Consider the following 20,212-nt stretch of genomic DNA (forward strand, 5'->3'; position numbering starts at 1 on the left):
TCTCATTATTTATGTATGAAGTTTCTCACCTATCGGCAGCAGCGTGGTAACAGAAAACCCGTTTGTCCCGTCAACAATCACCGTCCCGTTAATGGAAGCAGCTCGTTCTTCCATTCCTGCTATGCCAAGGCCTTTTTGAAACAAGTGAGCGCCTTTTCCATTGTCTTTGACTTCTACTTTAACCATTTTATTTAATACATGAAGCTCAATGGCAATCATCGTTGCTTCTGCATATTTTAAGGCATTCGTAATAGCTTCCGTTATATTTTCATGGATAATTTTCCACTGAAGAGGAGTGATAAGATCCAAATTCCCTTTGTATACAAGAGGCATTGCAATACTATGTTTAGCCTCAAATTCACCAATAAATAATTTAAGCCTGCTGATTCCTATTTGCTCAGCGGGAGGCTTTATGCTTTTTAACGTTAACCTGATTTCTTCAATGCCTTCTTTCGAAATTGTAATCGCATTTTGAAGAAGAGACAGCGCTTTTTCTTGATCATGCTTCATTACGTGCTTTGCTGCCTCCATTTGAATAAGTGCTCCAGTCATTGAATGTCCAATCTTATCGTGAATTTCCTGCGATAATCGATTTCGCTCTTCTAATTTTGAAGCATATTGAGATTGCCTCACATACTCTTTATTTTCATTCACGTGCTTTTGCAGCTTTTGCATACTTACTCTCATTTCATCGAGCTTTTGTTCATAATTGATTGTCCGCTTTTGATAGAGAGCTGCTCCTGTATAAATAAAGAAAGTAAACGCAGCGACTAACACATACAGCGCGCTAATATCAGAGGGAACAAGCAGTATTGGAAGCAAAACAAGCAGCAGCACCATCCATTTTTTCACGACTGATTCTCCAATAAGCTCACAAAGGTTTAGCGGAAAAAGAAGAAAAAACAAAGGATGAAGTTTATACGCACAATATAGAATAAGGACAATTGAACTAACAATAAACATACGCTTGAACACTCTCTTTTTCACAATGGACGCTGCAATGTTAACACAGCTGTAAAGAAGCAGTGCTAACACAATAGCTGAAATCGAGTGTACATAATTAAACTGAATGTACGTAATAGCCAAAAACAGTATAAGGATGAGCTTAGTCATCATTAATCCGACTTCCATAGCCCTACTTCCCTTTACCGGTTAAATAGTAAATAGCAATTTGAGTACGATGCTCAAGTCCCGTTTTACTTAAAATCGAACTAATATAGTTTGCTACGGTACCTTCTGAAATAAAAAGTGTTTTAGAAATTTCTTTGTTCGAAAGCCCTTTGGCAATCAGCGTCATAATGCTCGTTTCACGCTCGGTAAACTGTGTCATATCCGCTTTTGACTCGCGCTCAGTTGCAGCGTTTAAACTTGATTTAATCTTATCAAGCACAACATCTTGCAGAACCGTATGGCCGTTGAAGACACTTTTGATTGCGTCTCGAATGCGCTCTGGCTCTGTATTTTTTAACAAGTAGCCTTTAGCTCCGTTTTTTACAGCATCAATAATGTATTCATCGTCATCAAACGTAGTTAAAATAAGCGGCTTTGCTTTCGTTGACTCTGAAATAAGTTTTGTAGCCTCTACACCGTCCATGACAGGCATTCTTACATCTAACAGTGCAATATCGACGGAATGATTCTTGCAATATTGAACGGCTTCCTGACCATCTTTTAAAGTAGCGACAACGTCGAATTCTTCATATGTATTTAATATAATTTTCATTCCTTCTCGGATAAACGAATTATCATCTGCAATAATAATAGTAATTTTCATTTCTTTAAGTGAGAACATCTCACTTTTTTTCACATCCTTCTTTCACATCCGTCCGCATGCTTCTCATTTATTGTATCCATAATAAACCAAAAGTTCAATGCAATAGTTCGAGTCTTTCTAAGCACTAAAAAAGAGCAAACCTCCGCAGGTTTACTCTTTTATCTCATTACTTCTGAGCTAACTTCATCACCGTCTCTAAAAGTACGTTTACACCTTTTTCACATTCTTCCCAAGGAGTGAACTCTTCCTCACAATGACTTTTTCCGTTTACGCTCGGAATAAAAATCATAGCCGTCGGAATATAGCTAGCTAAAAACTGTGCGTCATGTCCAGCTCCGCTTACCATTCGCTTATAGGAATACCCAAGCGAACGAACCGACTCTTCCACTTCATCGCAAACCGTTTTATCAAACCACACGGTATCGCGACCCCAAAGCTTGGTCACCCTCACTTCGCAGCCTTCTAACAGCTCTGCTTGATCAGGCAGTGATTGAATAATTTTTTCCACAGATGCAATGACATCTTCATCCGTATGTCTCGCTTCAAGCGAAAAAATAACTTTATTTGGAATAACCGTATGAATATTAGGCAGTACGTTCATACGACCCATTGTATAGACTAAATTTGAATCCAATCTGCCGAGCTCATGACGAGCTTCAGCAATCAGGTTATTAGTTGCAAAAAGTGCGTCTTTCCGCATATCCATCGGCGTCGTCCCAGCGTGATCTGACTCCCCGGTAACTTCAATTTCATAGCATACCATTCCTAGCACGCACTCGACTACACCGATTGATTTGGCTTCTCTTTCTAAAATAGGCCCTTGCTCAATATGTAATTCTACAAATGCCGATGCTTCAGTAAGACGGCTACTCGTATCGCCTTCATATCCGCATGATTGAAGGGCTTGCTTAAACGTCACGCCGTCAACATCTGTCTTCTTCATCATAACGTCTTTTTGAAACTTGCCCGATAAAATACCTGAAGCCATCATAGAAGGCTCAAAACGCGCTCCTTCTTCATTCGTAAAGTTAACAATCATAATCGGCACCTTCGGCTTAATATTATGCTCAACCAGCGTTCTTACTAACTCTAATCCTGCAACTACACCGAGGATTCCGTCAAACCTTCCGCCTTTTTTTACGCTGTCCATGTGTGAGCCAATCACAACAGGCGGCTTATCTTCTAATCCTTCAAGCGTGGCGTAAATACATCCAAGATCGTCAATTTTAATATCCATTCCAAGATCCCGGCAGCATGAGCAAAAATAATCTCGTGCTAAGCGATCTTCTTCTGACAGCGCTAAGCGGGTTACACCGTTATTAGGTGTTCGTCCATACTCGGCAAATTGTTCAAGCGTATTTTTTAACCTTTCTCCATTCACTGCTACTTTTTGTCGTTGCAACTCAACCACTCTCCTCATTATTTGGTCATAAAGTGCGTCTAAGGTGCGGTGTTAATGAATATCATTCATTATGACATAAAATAGGCGATATCACTTGAAGTCTGTTAGAACCCCTTCCATTATTTTTATAATGAAAGTGCGCAGTTTGCCTTATGTATCTATTAGCTTCAAAACGTAAATTTCCTGCTTTTTTCTATGAATAATGCACGCGTTATTTATGCATTTTTATTATAAAAATAGCGATAGGTTTTTTTCAAAAAAAAGAGAATTAGTTATTATACTAACTCTCCTCTACACACTTACTTTTTATTTGCTTTCTTCGCAATCGCAATCATTGTAGCCAAAACACCGACTGTAATAATCACAATAGCAATTACAGCAGTGGTAATAATAATTCCTGATGTTACTTCTGAAACACCCATTAGTCTACGTTCTCCTTTTGTGCCTGACCTATTTATCTACATCAGCATATTGGTCGGTTTATTCCTATTATATACGAAGTTGTAAAGCGACGAAATATGTGACACATAATTGACATACTGTTTATATGTTTTCTTTTAATTCTACGTTTTATTTAAGAAAATACGGGAATAATTCAAACATATATAAGAAATACTCTTTATTTCTTTAAAGAAGTATTGTAATATAAATGTAACAATTGTAATATTAACAGCATGAATGTTACATATATTTCAATGAATGAGTAGGAGGGAAATGGAAATGAAAAAATTTGGAATAATCTTAGCATCACTTGCTCTTTTCTTTTCACTAAGCACAGGAGTTACAGCTCAAGCAGCATCACAAAATCTATCAACGACTAATGCGGTAAAAATTGCAGCAAACGCAAGCAACCATTTCTGGAATGCACTTCATGGATCTAAAGGCAATTTATGTACTCAAAAAACATTTAATTATAAAGGCACTCAGTACTCATATCTTTGTCAAGATTTTAATACAAAAAGCAAACTAGTAAGCTACTTATCTGAAACGTTTACAAACAGTGCTATTCAAAAAGGATTAACAAATTATCGCTACATCACATATAACGGAAAGCTTGCTCGTCCTGTCGGTGACGGATTCAGCATGCTAGAGTGGAACAAAGCAAAAGCAAAACTAACTTATCAACGTGCCGATGTTCGCTCTTATCAATTTACGGTTCCAACAGTTGACGGAGGAAGTGTAAAACGCACCGTTACATTTTATAAATCTGGTTCACAGTGGAAAGTAAATAAGTTTGACGCTGTACTATAAGCAATATAAAAAACAAGGTCTTCTCAGGCCTTGTTTTTTTATGCTCTCTCTTCCGCTCTTTATTAAAGAAGTTTCACTTTATTTTCACCAACTCCCCTTATAGTATGGATACACACTACTACTTATTCGATACATTGTCATCGGAGGATTTTATATGAACATACTACAAAAAAGAACGGCTTTTATCGTAATGGCTGCTTTTCTTTTAGCATTTGTTTTCAGTATCGTTTCACTATCACACTATAAAGGAGAAGAACATTTATTTTCAATTCAAGAAAGTCATCAGTTAAAAAAGATTACGAATGGTATATCTGCTCTTGATAATAACTCAAGAGATCATCGTCTTCCTTCAGGAAACGGTCCTGCTTCACCCAGCAATTCCGGAGAACACGTAACGCCTTTTCATAATCTATCTATGGATAACGGTGCCGGAAGTCAAGGAGCTAATAAAGACTATGAAACGCCGCTAGCTCTTTATACGGTGGGCTTTTTTATAGCAGCAGCTTTCGTTTACGGATTAGTAAAGAAAAAGAAATGGCATCATTCGATAGGGCATTCTCGCGTTATTTTATGGTCATTACTTGGCACTGGTTTATTTATTCGGATTGCGCTGATTCCGTGGGTAGGCTCTCATATGGATGCGTCGCTTTTCAAAAACTGGGCATCGGTTGCGGCTAATCATTTTTCAAATTTCTACGCTAAAAGCGGAAGCGATTATCCGCCGTTTTATATTTATATCTTGTTTATCGTTGGGAAAGTTGGCAGTTTACCAGATTTTCAGCAGTATTTTTCGCTGTTGATTAAAATCCCGCCTATTTTAGCAGATGTTGTCACATCTTATTTACTCTATCGTTTAGCTCGTAAATACTTGGCACCTTCTTTTGCCTATCTGTTAGCAATTGGATATTTATTTAATCCGGCCATTTTAGTTAATTCAACATTTTGGGGGCAAGTCGATTCATTTTTTACTTTGCTTATTGTCCTAGCGATTGTGATGATTACGGAAAAAAGAATTTACGCGTCGGCCGTTATTTTTACAGCAGCGGTCTTAATGAAGCCGCAGGCGATTATTATCCTGCCTATTTTGTTTTTTGAACTCATTCGCCTGAAGCAAGTGAAACATTTCTTCGGAATTGCTTTAACGGCGGCTCTCACTGCTGGGGTGATTTTATTGCCTTTTTCAGCTGGAAAAAGTCCTGCGTGGATTATTGATTTATTCTCATCCACCATTGGAGAGTACCCGTATGCCTCTGTTAACGCCTATAACTTTTATAGTTTACTAGGCGCAAACTATAAAGACAGCTCTGCAATGCTGCTGTTTTTCAGCTATCATACGTGGGGACTTATTTTTATCGTCGCGACGACTATTTTTTCCTGGCTTATTTATATAAAAGGACGGAGCTTTAAATACGCCGCTCTTGCAGCGCTTATTCAAATTTCCGGGGTATTTACGTTTTCTTCAAGCATGCATGAACGCTACTTGTTTCCAGCAGCAGCGCTTGCTTTAGTGGCTTATATTTATTTAAAAGACAAAAACTTGCTTTACTTGTCCCTTGGATTTAGCATCAGTATTTTTATGAACACTTTTTTTGTTTTATACGGCGACAGTAATATGCAAAACAGCACGTCATACCCGTTTTCTATGTTTGCTACGTCGATGCTAAACGTTTTGCTTGTTGTTTATTTAGTAAAAGTTGCTTGGAATTTAGTCCAAAAAAGTACGGTTTTAAAAACGGCATAATACAAAAAGCTCAGTGAGTATGATTGATCACTGAGCTTTTTTATATAACAAGCGACATGCCTGGCGCGTCTTCTTCTCTTTCTTGAAACCCTAATTTTTTATAAAAATGATGCTTTCCTTTTGCTGCAAACAGCTGAATCGATTCAATTCCGCTTTCTTGGCATTTCGTCAACAGCTCTTGAATAATTTGCTTTCCAAGCCCTTTATTTTGGTATGTGGGATCTACCATCACGTCACAAATAAGCGCTTGGTAAATTCCGTCTGAAATCATACGGCCGAATGCAATTAATCGGTCATTGTCATAAATGCCGACTCTAAACCAGCTGTTGGCTGCGGCTTCAAACAGCTGTTCTTTTGTATAATTTCCTTTTTTACTTTTATGTAATCCGCTCGCTTCATGCAAAGCTGCAAACTGCTCAAATAGCGGAACCTCTTTTTTTATTACGTAGGACACGTTCATTCTCCTTTCAATACCGTTGCTTTCTATATTATATTTATACATCAAATAGAATAATAATTCAACATTTTTATCTAGTTATCTTGTTACCCTTTCTCCAAATAAAAAAACTGCCAAACGGCAGTTTTTTAGGCTTGTACTGATTTTTTTCGTTTTTTAAGATCAATTCCTGCAATTATAAGCAAAATGACTCCAAGAACAATCATGATTTTACTCACCGTTTCTAGCCACTCCGGTGCGCTTCCAGCAAGTAAAAGTGAAAAACCAATGATATAAACCGGGAACCCCGAAAGAGCCCAAGGGGATTTCACCTTCTTTTTCTTCATATGTAGGATCTCCTCCTTCTTTACAGGTTCTATATAGACTGTATATGATGAGTTTATCAGAAAAAATTGGAAACAACAAAGGAGACAAACGCATGCATACGTTGCCTCAAACGTTTTGTGATACGATTACTCACCTTCACTCTCATAAAGGTCAAAAGTGGCTAACTGACTTTCCTCAGCTGATTCGCTACTGTGAAGAGCGCTGGCGTATCAACATTCACAGTCACTTTCCCCTTTCTTACCACTTTGTTGCTCCTGCGCGCAAAGCAGATGGAAGCGAACTAGTTGTCAAACTCTTTGTAGAGCCTTCAGAGCTGCTTCATGAGCAAGAAGCACTGACAGCAATAGCTGGTGAGAACACGGTAAAAATAGTGGACAGCGATGTTGAAAAAGGCATTTTACTGCTTGAAAAGCTGTCTCCCGGATGCCCGCTTTCCTCTTTATCAACTAAAGACGAAGCTGTGTTAATCGCTGCTCGGCTCATGAAATCTCTGTGGCGCATGCCTCAATCAGACTCCACTATCGAAGCAACAGCCGTTAAAAGAGAAAAGCAGCTTCGAGAGTATACACAAATGTATCCAAGCGGCATTGATTTTCTTTCTTCCGAAACGCTTCAACACGCGCTAGCCGTTTTCTCTGAATTAAACCGGACTTCTCAGCAGCTTTTTTTGCTTCACGGAGACTTGCATTATGATAACATCTTACAGTCTGGTGAGGCGTGGAAAATAATTGATCCAAAAGGGTTGATTGGAGAAAAAGAGTACGAAATTATCCCTTTTCTTTTAAATCATCTGCCTAAGACAAACGTAGCAGAGACAATTGACCATCGAATCAATATATTTGTAAAAGAACTGAACGTAAATAAAAAACGCATTTTACTGTGGGGATACGCTCATTCTGTAATAGCCACGTGCTGGTTAATAGAGGACCGCCAAGGCATCGCTTCTTTTTCAAGCGCTATAGAAGCATTTCAGCACTTATTTGAGTACTATTACGGGCATAAAAAATAAGAGCCGAAATTCGGCTCTTATTTTTTGCATTTCTCTGCGACAAGCTCATATGATTTTAATCGGTCAGCCGGATCATGCGTAATGGTGACAAGCATGAGTTCATCCGCTCCGTAGCGTGCTTGAACTTCTTGAAGACGGACGTGTACTTCTTCTGGATTTCCGATAATTATGGCTTCTTTCATCTTCTTCATTTTTTTCTCTGCTTCTTCTGTAAGCGGATAGCTGGCCGCTTCTTCAATAGAAGGCACGCCTTTTGCTTCCATTTTATCCTGCTGAATTTTCCATACGAGTGAGCTCGTTGCGATGCGATGGGCTTGCTCGGTTGTTTCAGCGCAAATGACCGATACAGTGACAATTGCATAAGGCTGATTCCCGCTCCGCCTTGGCTGAAATGCCTGTTTGTACTGATCAATAATAGCTGAACCGTCTTGTTCACTCATAAACTGGCCAAACGTATAGGCTATTCCGTTTCTAGCAGCGAGCTCAGCACTTTTTTTACTTGTGCCAAGCAGCCACGGTTCTGGAGAGACAGGCGGAAGCGGCGAAGCTGAAAGCTTTGCGTATTCATGTTCAGCCGGAAATTTATCGTCTAAAAACTGCAGAAGCTCTTTAACAAGTTCAGGCATTTTAAATACTTGCTGCAAGAAGTTATCCGACAGTGCATTTGTTGCTTCAGCCGATCCACCCGGCGCGCGTCCAATCCCTAAATCAACGCGCCCTGGAAACAGCGTTGCGAGCATGTTATACGTTTCAGCTACTTTATACGGCTTGTAGTGAGGCAGCAGCACCGCTCCCGATCCAATTCGAATTCTATTAGTTTGTGCGCCGATATAGCCAAGCATCACTTCAGGAGCCGAACAGGCAAGTCCAGACAAATCATGATGCTCTGCAATCCAGTAGCGCTCATAGCCAAGCTTGTCACCCGCTTTGGCCAGCTGCATCGATGCTTCTAACGCTTCCGCTGGGGTCTGATGGGATGAAACGGGCGATTGGTCGAGTATACTTACTTTCATCACGCATCTGCTCCTTATTCGTTCACTTCAATTAAACTTAATGAAAAATCCCCTACCTGGCCTTTTTCATATAAATTTGTAAAAGACGTAGAGTACTGATGAATCGTTCCTTGAAAATCGAGATCTTCTTCCGGGACATTTACATGAAAAGTACCCTTATATAAAAGTGTAGTAATATCATGATATTCCTCACTTGTTACTTTAAAATCAACTGAAACTTTTGTTTTGCCTTTTACAATTTCTTGTTCATAGCTGTAAATTTGAATAGGTGTATCATTTAATACAATTTCTTGTACCACGTTAAATCGTCTCCTTTTTTAGTGCGTATGAAAAATAATAGCACTTGAAGAAGTCATGAGCAAATAAAAGAGCTTGTTTTTATTCATGCAAAAAAAGCATGGCTTTTTGCCATGCTTGTAGTCCAAAAACGATCTTATACGCGCTTTGTACGCGTGCGTTTGAATACGAAATAAAGAACAATAATCACAAATGCCGCAACCACAAACGGAAGCGTATATTTGCTTGCTACGTCTTCAATGTTCGCCCAGTTCTCGCCTAGCTTTCCGCCTAAGTAAATAAATAAAATCGACCAAGGAATCATCGCTAACACGGTTAAAGACGTAAACTTCCAAAACGGCATTTTAGCAATACCTGCAGGAATCGAAATTGCATGTCGAACAACCGGGACAAAACGGGCGGAGAAAACAACGCCCGCGCCGTATTTATTAAACCAGTTTTCCGCAAGATCAATATGCTTATCATGAATGAATAAGTACTTGCCGTATTTTTGAAGAAACGGACGTCCTCCGTAGGCTCCAATCCAATATAAAAACCACTGTGCAATCGTTCCGCCAATAATTCCGGCAATGACTGCTCCAGGAAAACTAATCATGCCTTGAGAAATCATATACCCCCCGTAGGCTAGTACAATTTCACTTGGAATGATTTCAATCATTAAGCCGAGCGCAATACCTAAATAGCCAAGGCTCGTTAAAAAATCCAAAATACTCGTAATAAATGAACTCACCTTTAATCACCTTACTCATTCTTTAATAATTTTACACTACTACTATATTCCAACCATCAGTATAAAAGGAAACTATGAACTCATTATGAACAGCTTACTTCCCCGTTGACTGCCGGTACCTTTTCCGCAGCTCATGCGTATGCAGATCTGCTAGGCGGACCGGAATCGGAAGCTTACTTTCTTTTGAAATAAAATGCATCATAAGCTGATATGACATGTCCAAATCAATATAGTTTCCGCACGACAGAAAAATAGGCTTTACCCCTTTGGCTGTCCTTACTACTCTACCATAAACTTCGCCATCAATCACAATATCTTCATAAGCGCCTGCTGTATCTTTAGGCATAACGTAATCATGTCCTTTGATCTTTAAATAGCTTTTCCCAATTCCAACGGTAGGTTTATTGAGAAAAAACGAAGCATGTGTGGCTACTCCCATGTGCTCGTAGTGCAAATATCCGTTGCCATCAAATAAAAACACATCGGGCTCTATTTGAAGTTTTTTAGCCGCTTCAAGAATTAAAGGAAGCTCTCGAAAAGCTAGAAACCCAGGAAGATAAGGAACCGTTACTTCTCCTACACTGTGCACTTTTTCCACAATGCTTTTCGTCTGATAATCAACCACTACAATGCTGCACGCTCCGTGAGATATGCCGTTTTCTTCTCAGTACGCAACATCAACACCAGCACAGTTATGTATATGCGTCATTTTGACGCGTGATGTTAAATCAATTTGTGGTTTTAGCTTTTGCTGAAGCGTCCGGCACTCCTCTTTCGTTTGCATCGTAAACGTATGTATGTACTGAATATCCATGTTCCATTCCTTTCATTGACTGACTCACCTATTATACAACTATTTTCTAAGAAATTCCTATTCTTTTTTTCACACCTTCTATTATAGCGCTGTTTCCTTAACGTTTGATTAAAATCGCTATTCGTTTACGCATTTTTTGTAAACATCATCATGAAAAAATCCCTATTTTTCTTTACGAAATGTCAACGCTTTCTACACACTTTCTCTATATCAGCATCACATTTTTTCGTTACGCTATTTCTATACTAACGCATAGGAGAGAAACGTGATGAAAAAATATTTAGCTGGTCTAAGCGCAGTCGCCTTATTATGCTGTTCAATCGCCTCTTCTGCTTTTGCACGCACGGAAGAAAAACTTACAAATATCGCGCACCGAGGAGCCTCCGCTTACGCACCTGAAAACACAATGGCTGCTTTTCACCAAGCGCTAGAAATGAATGCAGATTACATTGAACTTGACGTGCAGCAAAGCAAAGACGGTGTACTCGTTATTATGCATGACCGTACCGTAGACCGAACAACAAACGGAAGCGGACACATTCAAGGGTTAATGTACGCGGAGCTTCAGCGCTTGGATGCAGGAAGCTGGAAAGACAATTCGTTTGCGAATGAAAAAATCCCAACTCTTTCGCAAGTGTTAGATGAATTTCAAGGAAAAATCGGTATATTAATAGAATTAAAAGCCCCGGAACTTTATCCTGGAATTGAAAAAAAAGTAGCTTTTGAAATCAACAAGCGAAAGCTCGATCACGTTATCATTCAGTCTTTTAACATTTCATCCATGAAAAAAATGCATGAGCTTCTCCCAAACGTTCCTATAGGCATACTAACTTCTTCACAGCGAGATACAAACCCAAACTCAATCCGGCAATTTGCTGACTTTGCCACTTACTTTAACCCGTCCTATGACATCCTAACGCCTGCTCTTATCCACCAAGTTCATTCTGCCGGAATGAAAATATCGCCGTGGTCTGGAAGCAAGCGGCTTCCCGCTTCATTTTTGTGGAAAACAAAAAGTGACGGAGTGATTACGAATTATCCTGATGAAGTGAATTGGGTGCAAACATCAAGTGCTATCGGACAACAGCTCGAAAAAGGCAGCGCACGCCGAGTAATTACACTTGCCGTTACAATGTGGCCATAGTTCCTGTAGTTTTTTACTAGTAACCTCGTCTTCCTTACTGCCTTTTTAACGCTTCAATACGTTTAATTTCATTGAAATACTGAAAGTTCCCTTTAAAACATCTCTCCATCGTTTAAAAAAACTGCTCCGCTCCTCCTAACACTATCATAAAAAAGTCTTGTTTCGGAAGCACTGCTTTTACGGGAGGAGATGTATGAAAGGTATACAGTACAAACTGTTCAGAAGCCGATTTTAAGGTTAATACTAACGCTTGATCTGGAAAATTCATCTCTCCATACCCGGTCTCTTTTAAACTCTCCATTGCATTCAACAAATAAAGCCACATCTCATCTATAACGTCCCATGCAGATACATCAAGGAGCGGCTCACCGTAGTATTCGAGCTTAATGGCTCCTTCAAGGCAAGTAAAATCAAGCTGATTACCGTAACGAATGAGTTCTGCTTCATTTGATATCTCGATAAAATAGTGCGATTCCTTTTCATATAGAGATGATAAATCGGTAATCAAAATATCTGGACGCTTAATGAATGTTTGAACACGAAACAACGTTATCCCTCCATGCCCTGTTTGCTTTCACAGCTCAAATAAATTTTCTCCGTCCTTATTTACCCAATACTTTTCTATTTCTGGAATCAAACCTGTAAAGTCTTCATACGTTCCTTCCCAATCGCTTGGAACATATTCTTCAAATGAAGCCGGCTCAGGAAACAGTGAGTAGAACGTTTTTTGATCAAAGTTCACTAAAAACGAAGGGCTAAAGTCTAATACATCTTCTTCATCTACGCTTTCTATTTTATTTTCAAACAGCTTTAAAAGAGTAGCTGCGTCTGCTTGATACGACTCTATACGTTGTAAAAAAAGCTCAGCATTTTCACTGCTGAGAACTTCGATTCCTTTTCGTTCAGGTTCAATGTACTCGTCAACGGCTGAATCACCTTCATTTTCAAAAGCTTGTGCAAACTTCACATAATCCAAATACCATAGCTCTCGGTCGGTCACATACCATTGAAACTGCTTTTTATGTATCACTCCGACAATTACGTTTTCAGCATATATGGGTTCTAGCATGAGATGGACCTCCTTGCTTTTATTAGCTTTGTGACCTGTTATATACGATTTAATTAATCTTTAAGCACTCTCTTTTGTACTTTTTCATTCAGCTTTCGCTTTAAATATTCAGCAATTTCTATTTGTCCAAATTCCTTAGCATATCGGTACACATCCATATCCTCGATATTCTCTCCGGTATATTGAACGGAAATATCTATACCTTGATCAACTAGATGTTCAACTACTTCTTTATGACCACCGTAAATTGCTGCGAACAATGGATTTCTTTTTGCTGAGCTTACATCTAATTCTGCTCCAGATTGGATTAAGTACTGTACTATATCTACATGCCCCTCACCTGCTGCCACTCGTAAGGGAGAAGCATCAAATATATCACCTTTTGTATTTACATCGATTCCTTTATGCACTAGATACTCTACTATTTCCATCTGTCCTTTTTTTGCTGCTATATGCAACCAGCTGCCAAATGGAGTCATGGTGTGTAGAATTGCTTTATTACTACCTATTAATTCTTTGACTGAGTTAATGTCACCACGTTTAATTGCATTTCTTATTGCTTTATTGACGCTGTTTTTCTTCAAAGCATATCCCCCTTAATTTAGTTGCCCTTTATTGCCGTGTTTTAATGTAGACATCTCCCTCAATAATTTAGCTGTTTCTACCGTTTTTACTTTTAAATAGTTGTGGTCAGTGAACTTCACTATCATACTTGTAGTTCTTTTAACACTTTTGTTCGCAGATCATTCACTGTTTTTCTATTCGTATCATCATTTAATAAAGAAGTTAATCTTTCTATGTAACTATTCGCATTCTCTATACATCTTTCAAAACCATTTACTGTCCACCTTCTGCTTTAAATATTCAGCAATTTCTATTTGTCCTCGTTCAATCGCAAATGTGTAAGCATCCATTTCTTTCATGTTTTCACCAGAGTATGTAATCGATATATTAATATGATTCTCAACTAACAGTTTAACCATCTCAAAATGACCGTTATATATGGCAGCAAACAGCGGATTTCTATCTGGTTCACTAATATCAAGTTCAATATTATGGTTAATAAGATACTTAGCAATATCTATATGTCCTTTTGCAGCCGCTCTTTCTAAGGCATTGGTAGAAAAAGTTCCTCCTTGTGCATTCACATCTATTCCAGCACGAATAAGGTATTGTACAATTTCTAAATGACCATGAGCTGTCGCTACATGTAGCCATGTGCCAAAAGGTGTGACCAATGTTAACATTTCTGGATTTTTCTCAAATAAGTCTCTTACTTTATTTAAGTGACGACCTTTTATAGCACCTCTAATAGCTTTTGCTATGTGAGTTGTTTCCATTTTTCGTTTTCCCTCTACTTTCTACCTTGTAGAATCCTCTCCAAAATATATCGTCTCTCTGCTTGGTGTGATGCGCTGTAGTGTGGGGAGCTTATTGTCTATAGCAAGACTCGATTCGTTGCTTCTTTATATACTCCTACTAGTCTTCATTACTATGATTTTGTTTGATTTTATGTAAAAGAGCCATCACTTTTTCTTTATCATGGGCATGATCTTCCATATATACGTGGCAAATTTTGTGCAAGTAAGTTAAAAACGTTTCATAATCGACAATAACACTTTTGTCAGTGTCACCCGTACCGTCTAGAAATTCAATGCCGTTTTCAACATAGCCCTCTTCCCACGGCTCTAAGTCGTCTAAAAATGTACAAATGTGGTACTCATTTCCATAACCAGTTTCCTCTGAAAAATAGCGTAAGACTTTTAAAAATTTTTGATCTGATAAAGCGCTATAAAAACTTATCATGGGAGACAACGTACAATCTATATCATGAAATAATTCTACGATCTTCTTCATTCGTATCCCCTTTTTATAATTAATTGAATCAACATTTACTATTTGATCACGCCTACTTCTATGAGAGCCTCAAAAAATCCACAATTATTTTCATGCCCTACTTTAGCTGCGGATTAATGAAGCATAGCTAAAAATTCTTTGAATGTATCTGCAACAGGGTACGTGTTCGGCTCAAGCTCAGTAGAATTTTCATGATCCCATACACAAACGCTAGGGTTATCTCTTGAATTTCTATAACCTAAACACACAAAATCTCCTGCAAATAAAGTCGCGATTGGTAATAAAGCTACTCCCAATAAATCTCCATCATCTGTAAGCCGATCCTCTAATTGAGTCCATGTTACATCAATATCAAACGTACCAGCTTCATTGTTCTCTGGGGCTTCAAGAATACATAAAAACCTTATTAATACATAGCTATGACTCTTCACTTTAAAAACTTTTGCTTCTGGAGAAGCCCCGTTATTTTTTTATCATTTGTTTATAGTCTGAAGGTAATTTCACTCTCCAAAACGCTTCCTTTTCAGCTAGTAAATTATCTGATGGTAAGGGATAAATGATTGAATCTTTTTTTATTTCCATTGAATGTACTCCTTCTCTGTAGTATTCTTTCATTCCCTATTGAAATATGTATATTTAACATAATGAATTACACTATAAGCTGTTCATTTTTTATCTATCTTTTACAGCCTCGAGATATCTCTTTAGATGCTTTTGTCCTAGCTTACTTTTTGGCAAGATACCAAGGTATTCATATTTCCATATTGTCTTCCTAGCATGGGAATCTGCGGCTGAAAGATCATCATAATTAAATTGAATCGTAAACGTTTCTTTGTGATTAAAAATTAAAGTGAAGCTGGTCCATGGCTCTTGGTTCTCACTTCCGGTAAACACTTTCCACAATTCTTGGATGCAGTCTAATAATTTGTTCCATTGTTTAACATAGTCTTCTTCACTTACAGCAAAAATTTCAGGAATGTCATGACTGTATATAATTTCATCACTGTTATTAGGATAATAATAGAAGTACGCTGTTTGGGCACCATCAACAACTTCACCATAAAGATAAACTTTAGAACACGCTTCTGGAATGGTCTCTATTACGATATTGCCCATGTCTTGATATAGCTTATTCACTTTTTCTTCGTTCATCTAACATTCCTCCTGCTGCCTTGTTAAATTGCCTAAGAAGCCCTAGCAAAATATTAAAGCCTATTACGTTTCACCTTTTCAAACCACTCATTAGCATTATAACTAGCGGTTTTAACATCATCATTTGTATAAACCAACTCGTAATTGTATTCCGCTGTAAAGTGGCCGCTCTTCACATCATAAATTAATTTCATCTCCGTTGGCATGTCTCTGTTATTTTCTTTACACAGCGCTTCAATTTTTTCAATATCTTCATTTAAAATATCTAATACCATAAATCCTCTTTTCGGAGATGTATCATATCTTTCATCCTCATCCTCTAAGGCGTCGTTCACTTGATGAGATTTTACATATTGATTGTTAATAAGATAAAAAAACTTACTAGCGATAATGTTTCCTTCACACGAAGCATAGATATACACTTTGTCGGCTCTATCGTCAATATATTCTATACAAATTGATATCATATCAGCTTGGAGTTCACTGAATCGGTCTTCAAATTCTTTCATATGATGTTGCACCTCGCTTATAAACTTTTAATTCTACGCTTGTAAAATCTTCCCTTGATGCAATTCTTTAGGGTTAATTTAGTACCTTCATGAGGTGGGAATTTAACCACAAATACTGGATTTATGCTAAATTGGATTATTGGGATACTCATTTAAATACTTATTGATTAAAGTCTTGCTTTCGCTATCATCTGGTTCTGTTCCTAAATATTTATATTCCCAAATCACTAGCTGGTCATCAAAGCTATAATCCGTGTCAAACCAATTTGTATAATCATAATGCACCTTCAATTTGCCATCGCTATTAACAGATAGTGTAAAAGAGTACCAAAGTTCTTGCTGATTATCTTTAAAAACGTTTCTTAATCTATTACTTAACTCAAATAAAGCTCGATCCTTCATTTTATAAAATTCTTTATCAATATCGTCGTATTCACAAGGAATTTCTAAACTATATTTATAGTTCTTTTCATTCTCAAGGGTATTATAAAAAAAGTAAGTGCCTCCGCCCGTTTCGGATATTTGAGCATAAAAATAAAACTTTCCCCATTCTTCTGGTATCATTTTATTCACTGTTTCAGCTATTTCTTTATGTAATTGCTTCATTTCATTTTCCACTTTTAGCAACCTCCGATACATTTGACCTTAATGAAACACCAACAAAAACGGTCTCACCTGCCACTCTTTTCATGACTTCAGTTCGTTCAAATTCTATACCTACCATTCTTCCAGATTTAGCTGCTTGATATTGATATTTAGTTTCCTTTATGTATTTTAGACTTAGACCTAACTCTTTTCTCTTTTTATAATGCATCAATTAACCTAAGTTTAGTTACTAATTCATTATATTTTAAAAATATCAACCGCATCTCCTGGAGATTTATTAATAAGGAGTTCAGGAATGTTTGGATTACTCTTCTTTAATTTATATTTTTGAATGTTTGTTAATTCAGGATTGAAAGAAATAGCCTGAGATGTAAACTCTAAGTTTATGAGTTTGTTGTAAACTTCCCCTAAAAATTTTTTCCAATTTTCCAAAGGAGAATTTAAAACCTCACCAGGATCTTCTCACATACGATACCCTTCTGCATAATGAAACATCAGTAAACCTGTTCCAAAATCACAAGCTGCATTTTCTAGAATAACTGTTGGCACTTCAAATCCACTATTCCAGTTATAATTTGCAGCAGAGTAATGAAGCAATAGAGCGTTATTAGTATTCAATAAATAACTTATTATATAATCCTTATCTGTGCTATTAAGTAACTGTTGAAGAAAATGAATATCGTCCTTATCCATAAGTTCTTGCCTCCTTTTTAAAAAACTCAAATGCTATAAATTATTGATTATTGCTGTTAAAATTCTCTTCATATCTTTTCATTTTCATCATTTGTTCTTTATCTTTTTCATCCGCTAATTCTCTACTTAAATATTTGTACTCGAAAATCCCTCATCTTCACTTTGTGCTTACTGCTTCCTTTATTTGTATAGCCTTAATAATTATTTAAATAGGATTATTTGGATATTCTTTTAAATACTGATCTATTAAACTTTTAGTTTTTTCATCCGCCGGTGCTTCATCTAAATATTTATACTTCCAAATCTTTTTCTGTGCTACAAATCCGTAATCTGTATTCAACCAATCTGTATAATCAAATGATACAGAGAACTTCCCTGTTTGCTCTAACATTAGCGTAAAAGAATACCATAGTTCCTGGTTATTTTCTTTAAAGATTTCCCTGAGCTGTTCACTAAGATCAAAAAGCTTATCTTCTTCATTATTAAATTCTAGTTCCGATATGTTAAATTGTTTTGGTATATCTAGACTATACGTGTAGCTATTATCTCTAATTGATTTATAAAAAAAGTAAACTCGCCCCCCTGATTCATCAATCTGTGCATAAAAATAAAATTTCTCCCATTCTTCTGGAATCATATTATTAACCGTTTCTGCTATTTCTTGATACAATTCCTGTAACTGGCTTTCCATTTGCATAAAATTTATCCTCCTGACTGGTTTTCAACTGTTGCTATCCCTAGTTCTTCATCTTCAATTTGGTATGTTATCCTAACTGTTTATCTTTAACTTTTTTATATTTCTTCAAATCCATGTCAAACAACTAAAAAAAGACACTATGATACTTATATATCGTAGCAACTATTAAGCTGACACATCTTATGAACTCTAGCTTCACAAAAGAATTAGCGCTCTTCTTTGCACAAATATAAGTATTGGCCAAATTCAGGAAACACATCCCAGTTTTTTTCAAGGGTATTGTTTGCTTCGCGTTCCTCGACTGAACCATTTTTTAAATCACGCTTTTCCATTGCTATGTAACCATCTTCTCGGAAATTCAAAATCAAACTACTTACTTCTGTATTAGTTTTATCATCATATTCCCAATACATGGCTGTTCTTAAAAAAAGCTTACCTTCACTCATAACTTCGAAATCATAATTTAAATATTTACGAATTAGTTCATCATAAAACCCTACCGAAACCCATTCATTTGTAATATTTATAATATACTTGTGCTTCTCATCTTCCCTTAGTACGACCGTATAGGGTTTATGTTTTTGGTGGTATGTGTATGCAGTATGCTCATCAAGAATGTTCCAAGGCTTCTTTTTGATATCTGACCATTCGTCACAATAATACATTTCCATAGTCACTTGTACACCTTCCCATAATATTTCTACTAACAGTGCTGTTTTTTTTCACAAATTCTTTATACGTTTCTGGTAAATTCATTCTCCATTTACCTTCCTTTTCAGAAAGCACAGTATCGTCCGGCAAGGGATAAATGATTGACCATCCTTACATTCCATTTGTATACCTCTTTAACATTGTGATGAAGTGTAATATTAAAAGGCGATATATCCATTTGGCTTCTGATCATCGTCCTTCTCATAAAATTCAAATATTAACTTGATATTCCTTGATGATGCTACCTTCATGAACTTTAATAAAGCATCATTCAAGTATACAAAATGTAAATATCTCAAAAAAACAACCAAAAGCAGCTGTCATCTAAAAGTCTCATCTGCTTATCTTTGAAGTTAAAATCTGCTTTTAAAAGTATAGCTAAATAATTACACATTTTTAGAAGTTTCTTAGTTATCTATTTCTCAATAGACTCATCAATAAAAGTCTTTATTGAAATTAAATCTACCCTTTTATCAGCATTCTTTGGATAGTTTTCTTCAAGAAAGTGTAATAGCTTATCTGAGATACTATTATTCTCATATACCTTTTCAAAATTTGTTATGAAGCTTTGAACAGTCTGATAATCAACACTTTCAATAGTCTGGGGAAGATACTTTTCTTTTTCATATTGATACGCCTCCCAGATTGTATATGCCAGAGCATTTCCAATACATATCCATACTTTTTCATTATCTTTATCATCGGCCAGTTGCATATAAGTCATGATATCTGTTTCATCTATGTTTTCTAAATATACATACAGGCTATCTGCGTCAAAATCCTTTAATTTTAGCCATTCCCAAGCTTTTTCTAATGACTCAACCGCTACTTCAAATCCTTTAGATTCAGAAATCTTGTTGATAATTAAATTAGATAGTGACAATAGATACTCGACTTTAGCATCCTTGCTCAAATTATTAAATCGATTTATTCGATTGGGTGATCCTCCTTCATACATG

At 36.9% G+C, this 20,212-nt stretch carries 24 protein-coding genes and 3 pseudogenes; 4 read left to right on the plus strand and 23 right to left on the minus strand.

The annotated features are described in order from the left end of the window. Positions 1–9: 9 nt before the first annotated feature. The 4 genes from LJC66_RS13460 to LJC66_RS27770 form a co-directional block, all read right to left on the minus strand. Positions 10–1,131 (minus strand): sensor histidine kinase, encoded by a 1,122-nt coding sequence (locus tag LJC66_RS13460; protein ID WP_195696848.1) that lies wholly within the window; start codon positions 1,129–1,131, stop codon positions 10–12. Positions 1,132–1,135: 4 nt separating this feature from the next. Then, positions 1,136–1,774, minus strand: a complete 639-nt coding sequence (locus LJC66_RS13465) for a response regulator (RefSeq protein WP_028408271.1) — start codon at positions 1,772–1,774, stop codon at positions 1,136–1,138. Between the two features lie 166 nt (positions 1,775–1,940). Then, a complete protein-coding gene (locus tag LJC66_RS13470; RefSeq protein ID WP_195696847.1) occupies positions 1,941–3,176 on the minus strand; it encodes a Zn-dependent hydrolase in 1,236 nt (411 codons plus the stop codon). Positions 3,177–3,475: 299 nt separating this feature from the next. Then, positions 3,476–3,598 carry a hypothetical protein gene (locus LJC66_RS27770; RefSeq protein ID WP_013057357.1) on the minus strand — a complete coding sequence of 41 codons (123 nt, stop codon included), beginning with the start codon at positions 3,596–3,598 and terminating at the stop codon, positions 3,476–3,478. A gap of 292 nt (positions 3,599–3,890) precedes the next feature. On the opposite strand from LJC66_RS27770, the gene LJC66_RS13475 reads away from it, so the two are divergent. Beyond that, positions 3,891–4,427, plus strand: a complete 537-nt coding sequence (locus LJC66_RS13475) for an IseA DL-endopeptidase inhibitor family protein (protein ID WP_014459798.1) — start codon at positions 3,891–3,893, stop codon at positions 4,425–4,427. A gap of 154 nt (positions 4,428–4,581) precedes the next feature. Continuing rightward, positions 4,582–6,168 (plus strand): MptA/MptB family glycosyltransferase, encoded by a 1,587-nt coding sequence (locus LJC66_RS13480; RefSeq protein ID WP_230932737.1) that lies wholly within the window; start codon positions 4,582–4,584, stop codon positions 6,166–6,168. Between the two features lie 40 nt (positions 6,169–6,208). Here LJC66_RS13480 and LJC66_RS13485 read toward each other — a convergent pair whose 3' ends face one another. Beyond that, complete coding sequence (locus LJC66_RS13485) at positions 6,209–6,622, minus strand: GNAT family N-acetyltransferase (RefSeq protein WP_028408268.1); 414 nt, start codon at positions 6,620–6,622, stop codon at positions 6,209–6,211. Positions 6,623–6,753: 131 nt separating this feature from the next. Beyond that, a complete protein-coding gene (locus tag LJC66_RS13490) occupies positions 6,754–6,951 on the minus strand; it encodes a hypothetical protein (protein ID WP_230932738.1) in 198 nt (65 codons plus the stop codon). 92 nt (positions 6,952–7,043) lie between these two features. On the opposite strand from LJC66_RS13490, the gene LJC66_RS13495 reads away from it, so the two are divergent. After that, positions 7,044–7,961 (plus strand): aminoglycoside phosphotransferase family protein, encoded by a 918-nt coding sequence (locus LJC66_RS13495; protein WP_230932739.1) that lies wholly within the window; start codon positions 7,044–7,046, stop codon positions 7,959–7,961. Positions 7,962–7,978: 17 nt separating this feature from the next. Here LJC66_RS13495 and LJC66_RS13500 read toward each other — a convergent pair whose 3' ends face one another. From LJC66_RS13500 to LJC66_RS13515, 4 genes and pseudogenes are all read right to left on the minus strand, one after another. After that, entirely contained in the window at positions 7,979–8,974 is a 996-nt protein-coding gene (locus LJC66_RS13500) for an LLM class flavin-dependent oxidoreductase (RefSeq protein WP_230932740.1), read from the minus strand. Between the two features lie 14 nt (positions 8,975–8,988). Then, positions 8,989–9,273 (minus strand): DUF3219 family protein, encoded by a 285-nt coding sequence (locus tag LJC66_RS13505; RefSeq protein WP_014459792.1) that lies wholly within the window; start codon positions 9,271–9,273, stop codon positions 8,989–8,991. A 134-nt stretch (positions 9,274–9,407) separates the two neighbouring features. Further along, positions 9,408–10,001 carry an undecaprenyl phosphate transporter UptA gene (uptA, locus tag LJC66_RS13510; RefSeq protein ID WP_014459791.1) on the minus strand — a complete coding sequence of 198 codons (594 nt, stop codon included), beginning with the start codon at positions 9,999–10,001 and terminating at the stop codon, positions 9,408–9,410. Positions 10,002–10,095: 94 nt separating this feature from the next. After that, positions 10,096–10,815: pseudogene (locus LJC66_RS13515) on the minus strand (endonuclease V). 268 nt (positions 10,816–11,083) lie between these two features. On the opposite strand from LJC66_RS13515, the gene LJC66_RS13520 reads away from it, so the two are divergent. Further along, the gene (locus tag LJC66_RS13520; protein ID WP_230932741.1) at positions 11,084–11,959 is read left to right on the plus strand and encodes a glycerophosphodiester phosphodiesterase; all 876 of its coding nucleotides are present in this window, start codon (positions 11,084–11,086) and stop codon (positions 11,957–11,959) included. A gap of 112 nt (positions 11,960–12,071) precedes the next feature. On the opposite strand, the gene LJC66_RS13525 is transcribed toward LJC66_RS13520, so the two are convergent. The 13 genes and pseudogenes from LJC66_RS13525 to LJC66_RS13590 form a co-directional block, all read right to left on the minus strand. Further along, positions 12,072–12,506 carry a hypothetical protein gene (locus LJC66_RS13525; protein ID WP_230932742.1) on the minus strand — a complete coding sequence of 145 codons (435 nt, stop codon included), beginning with the start codon at positions 12,504–12,506 and terminating at the stop codon, positions 12,072–12,074. A 27-nt stretch (positions 12,507–12,533) separates the two neighbouring features. Next, the gene (locus tag LJC66_RS13530; RefSeq protein WP_230932743.1) at positions 12,534–13,028 is read right to left on the minus strand and encodes a hypothetical protein; all 495 of its coding nucleotides are present in this window, start codon (positions 13,026–13,028) and stop codon (positions 12,534–12,536) included. A 53-nt stretch (positions 13,029–13,081) separates the two neighbouring features. Next, positions 13,082–13,612 (minus strand): ankyrin repeat domain-containing protein, encoded by a 531-nt coding sequence (locus tag LJC66_RS13535; protein ID WP_230932744.1) that lies wholly within the window; start codon positions 13,610–13,612, stop codon positions 13,082–13,084. A 243-nt stretch (positions 13,613–13,855) separates the two neighbouring features. After that, positions 13,856–14,368 carry an ankyrin repeat domain-containing protein gene (locus LJC66_RS13540; protein WP_230932745.1) on the minus strand — a complete coding sequence of 171 codons (513 nt, stop codon included), beginning with the start codon at positions 14,366–14,368 and terminating at the stop codon, positions 13,856–13,858. A 139-nt stretch (positions 14,369–14,507) separates the two neighbouring features. Then, on the minus strand, positions 14,508–14,885 hold the full coding sequence (gene cdiI / locus LJC66_RS13545; RefSeq protein ID WP_230932746.1) for a ribonuclease toxin immunity protein CdiI: 378 nt from the start codon (positions 14,883–14,885) through the stop codon (positions 14,508–14,510). A 113-nt stretch (positions 14,886–14,998) separates the two neighbouring features. Next, positions 14,999–15,467: pseudogene (locus tag LJC66_RS13550) on the minus strand (SMI1/KNR4 family protein). Between the two features lie 90 nt (positions 15,468–15,557). Beyond that, positions 15,558–16,037 carry an antitoxin YezG family protein gene (locus LJC66_RS13555; RefSeq protein WP_116740450.1) on the minus strand — a complete coding sequence of 160 codons (480 nt, stop codon included), beginning with the start codon at positions 16,035–16,037 and terminating at the stop codon, positions 15,558–15,560. A gap of 53 nt (positions 16,038–16,090) precedes the next feature. Beyond that, a complete protein-coding gene (locus tag LJC66_RS13560; RefSeq protein ID WP_230932747.1) occupies positions 16,091–16,546 on the minus strand; it encodes an immunity protein YezG family protein in 456 nt (151 codons plus the stop codon). Between the two features lie 126 nt (positions 16,547–16,672). Then, positions 16,673–17,164 carry an immunity protein YezG family protein gene (locus LJC66_RS13565; protein ID WP_230932748.1) on the minus strand — a complete coding sequence of 164 codons (492 nt, stop codon included), beginning with the start codon at positions 17,162–17,164 and terminating at the stop codon, positions 16,673–16,675. A gap of 225 nt (positions 17,165–17,389) precedes the next feature. Next, positions 17,390–17,845 (minus strand): annotated as a pseudogene (locus tag LJC66_RS27960) (DUF4274 domain-containing protein). A gap of 205 nt (positions 17,846–18,050) precedes the next feature. Further along, positions 18,051–18,536: an antitoxin YezG family protein gene (locus LJC66_RS13580; RefSeq protein WP_154991762.1), complete on the minus strand. Its 486-nt coding sequence runs from the start codon at positions 18,534–18,536 to the stop codon at positions 18,051–18,053. Positions 18,537–18,748: 212 nt separating this feature from the next. Then, complete coding sequence (locus tag LJC66_RS13585; protein WP_195696836.1) at positions 18,749–19,213, minus strand: hypothetical protein; 465 nt, start codon at positions 19,211–19,213, stop codon at positions 18,749–18,751. Positions 19,214–19,668: 455 nt separating this feature from the next. Beyond that, complete coding sequence (locus LJC66_RS13590) at positions 19,669–20,211, minus strand: Imm6 family immunity protein (protein ID WP_230932751.1); 543 nt, start codon at positions 20,209–20,211, stop codon at positions 19,669–19,671. Between the last annotated feature and the right edge of the window lies 1 nt (position 20,212).

The sequence above is a fragment of the Priestia sp. TSO9 genome (assembly GCF_021029645.1).
GTDB lineage: Bacteria > Bacillota > Bacilli > Bacillales > Bacillaceae_H > Priestia > Priestia megaterium_E.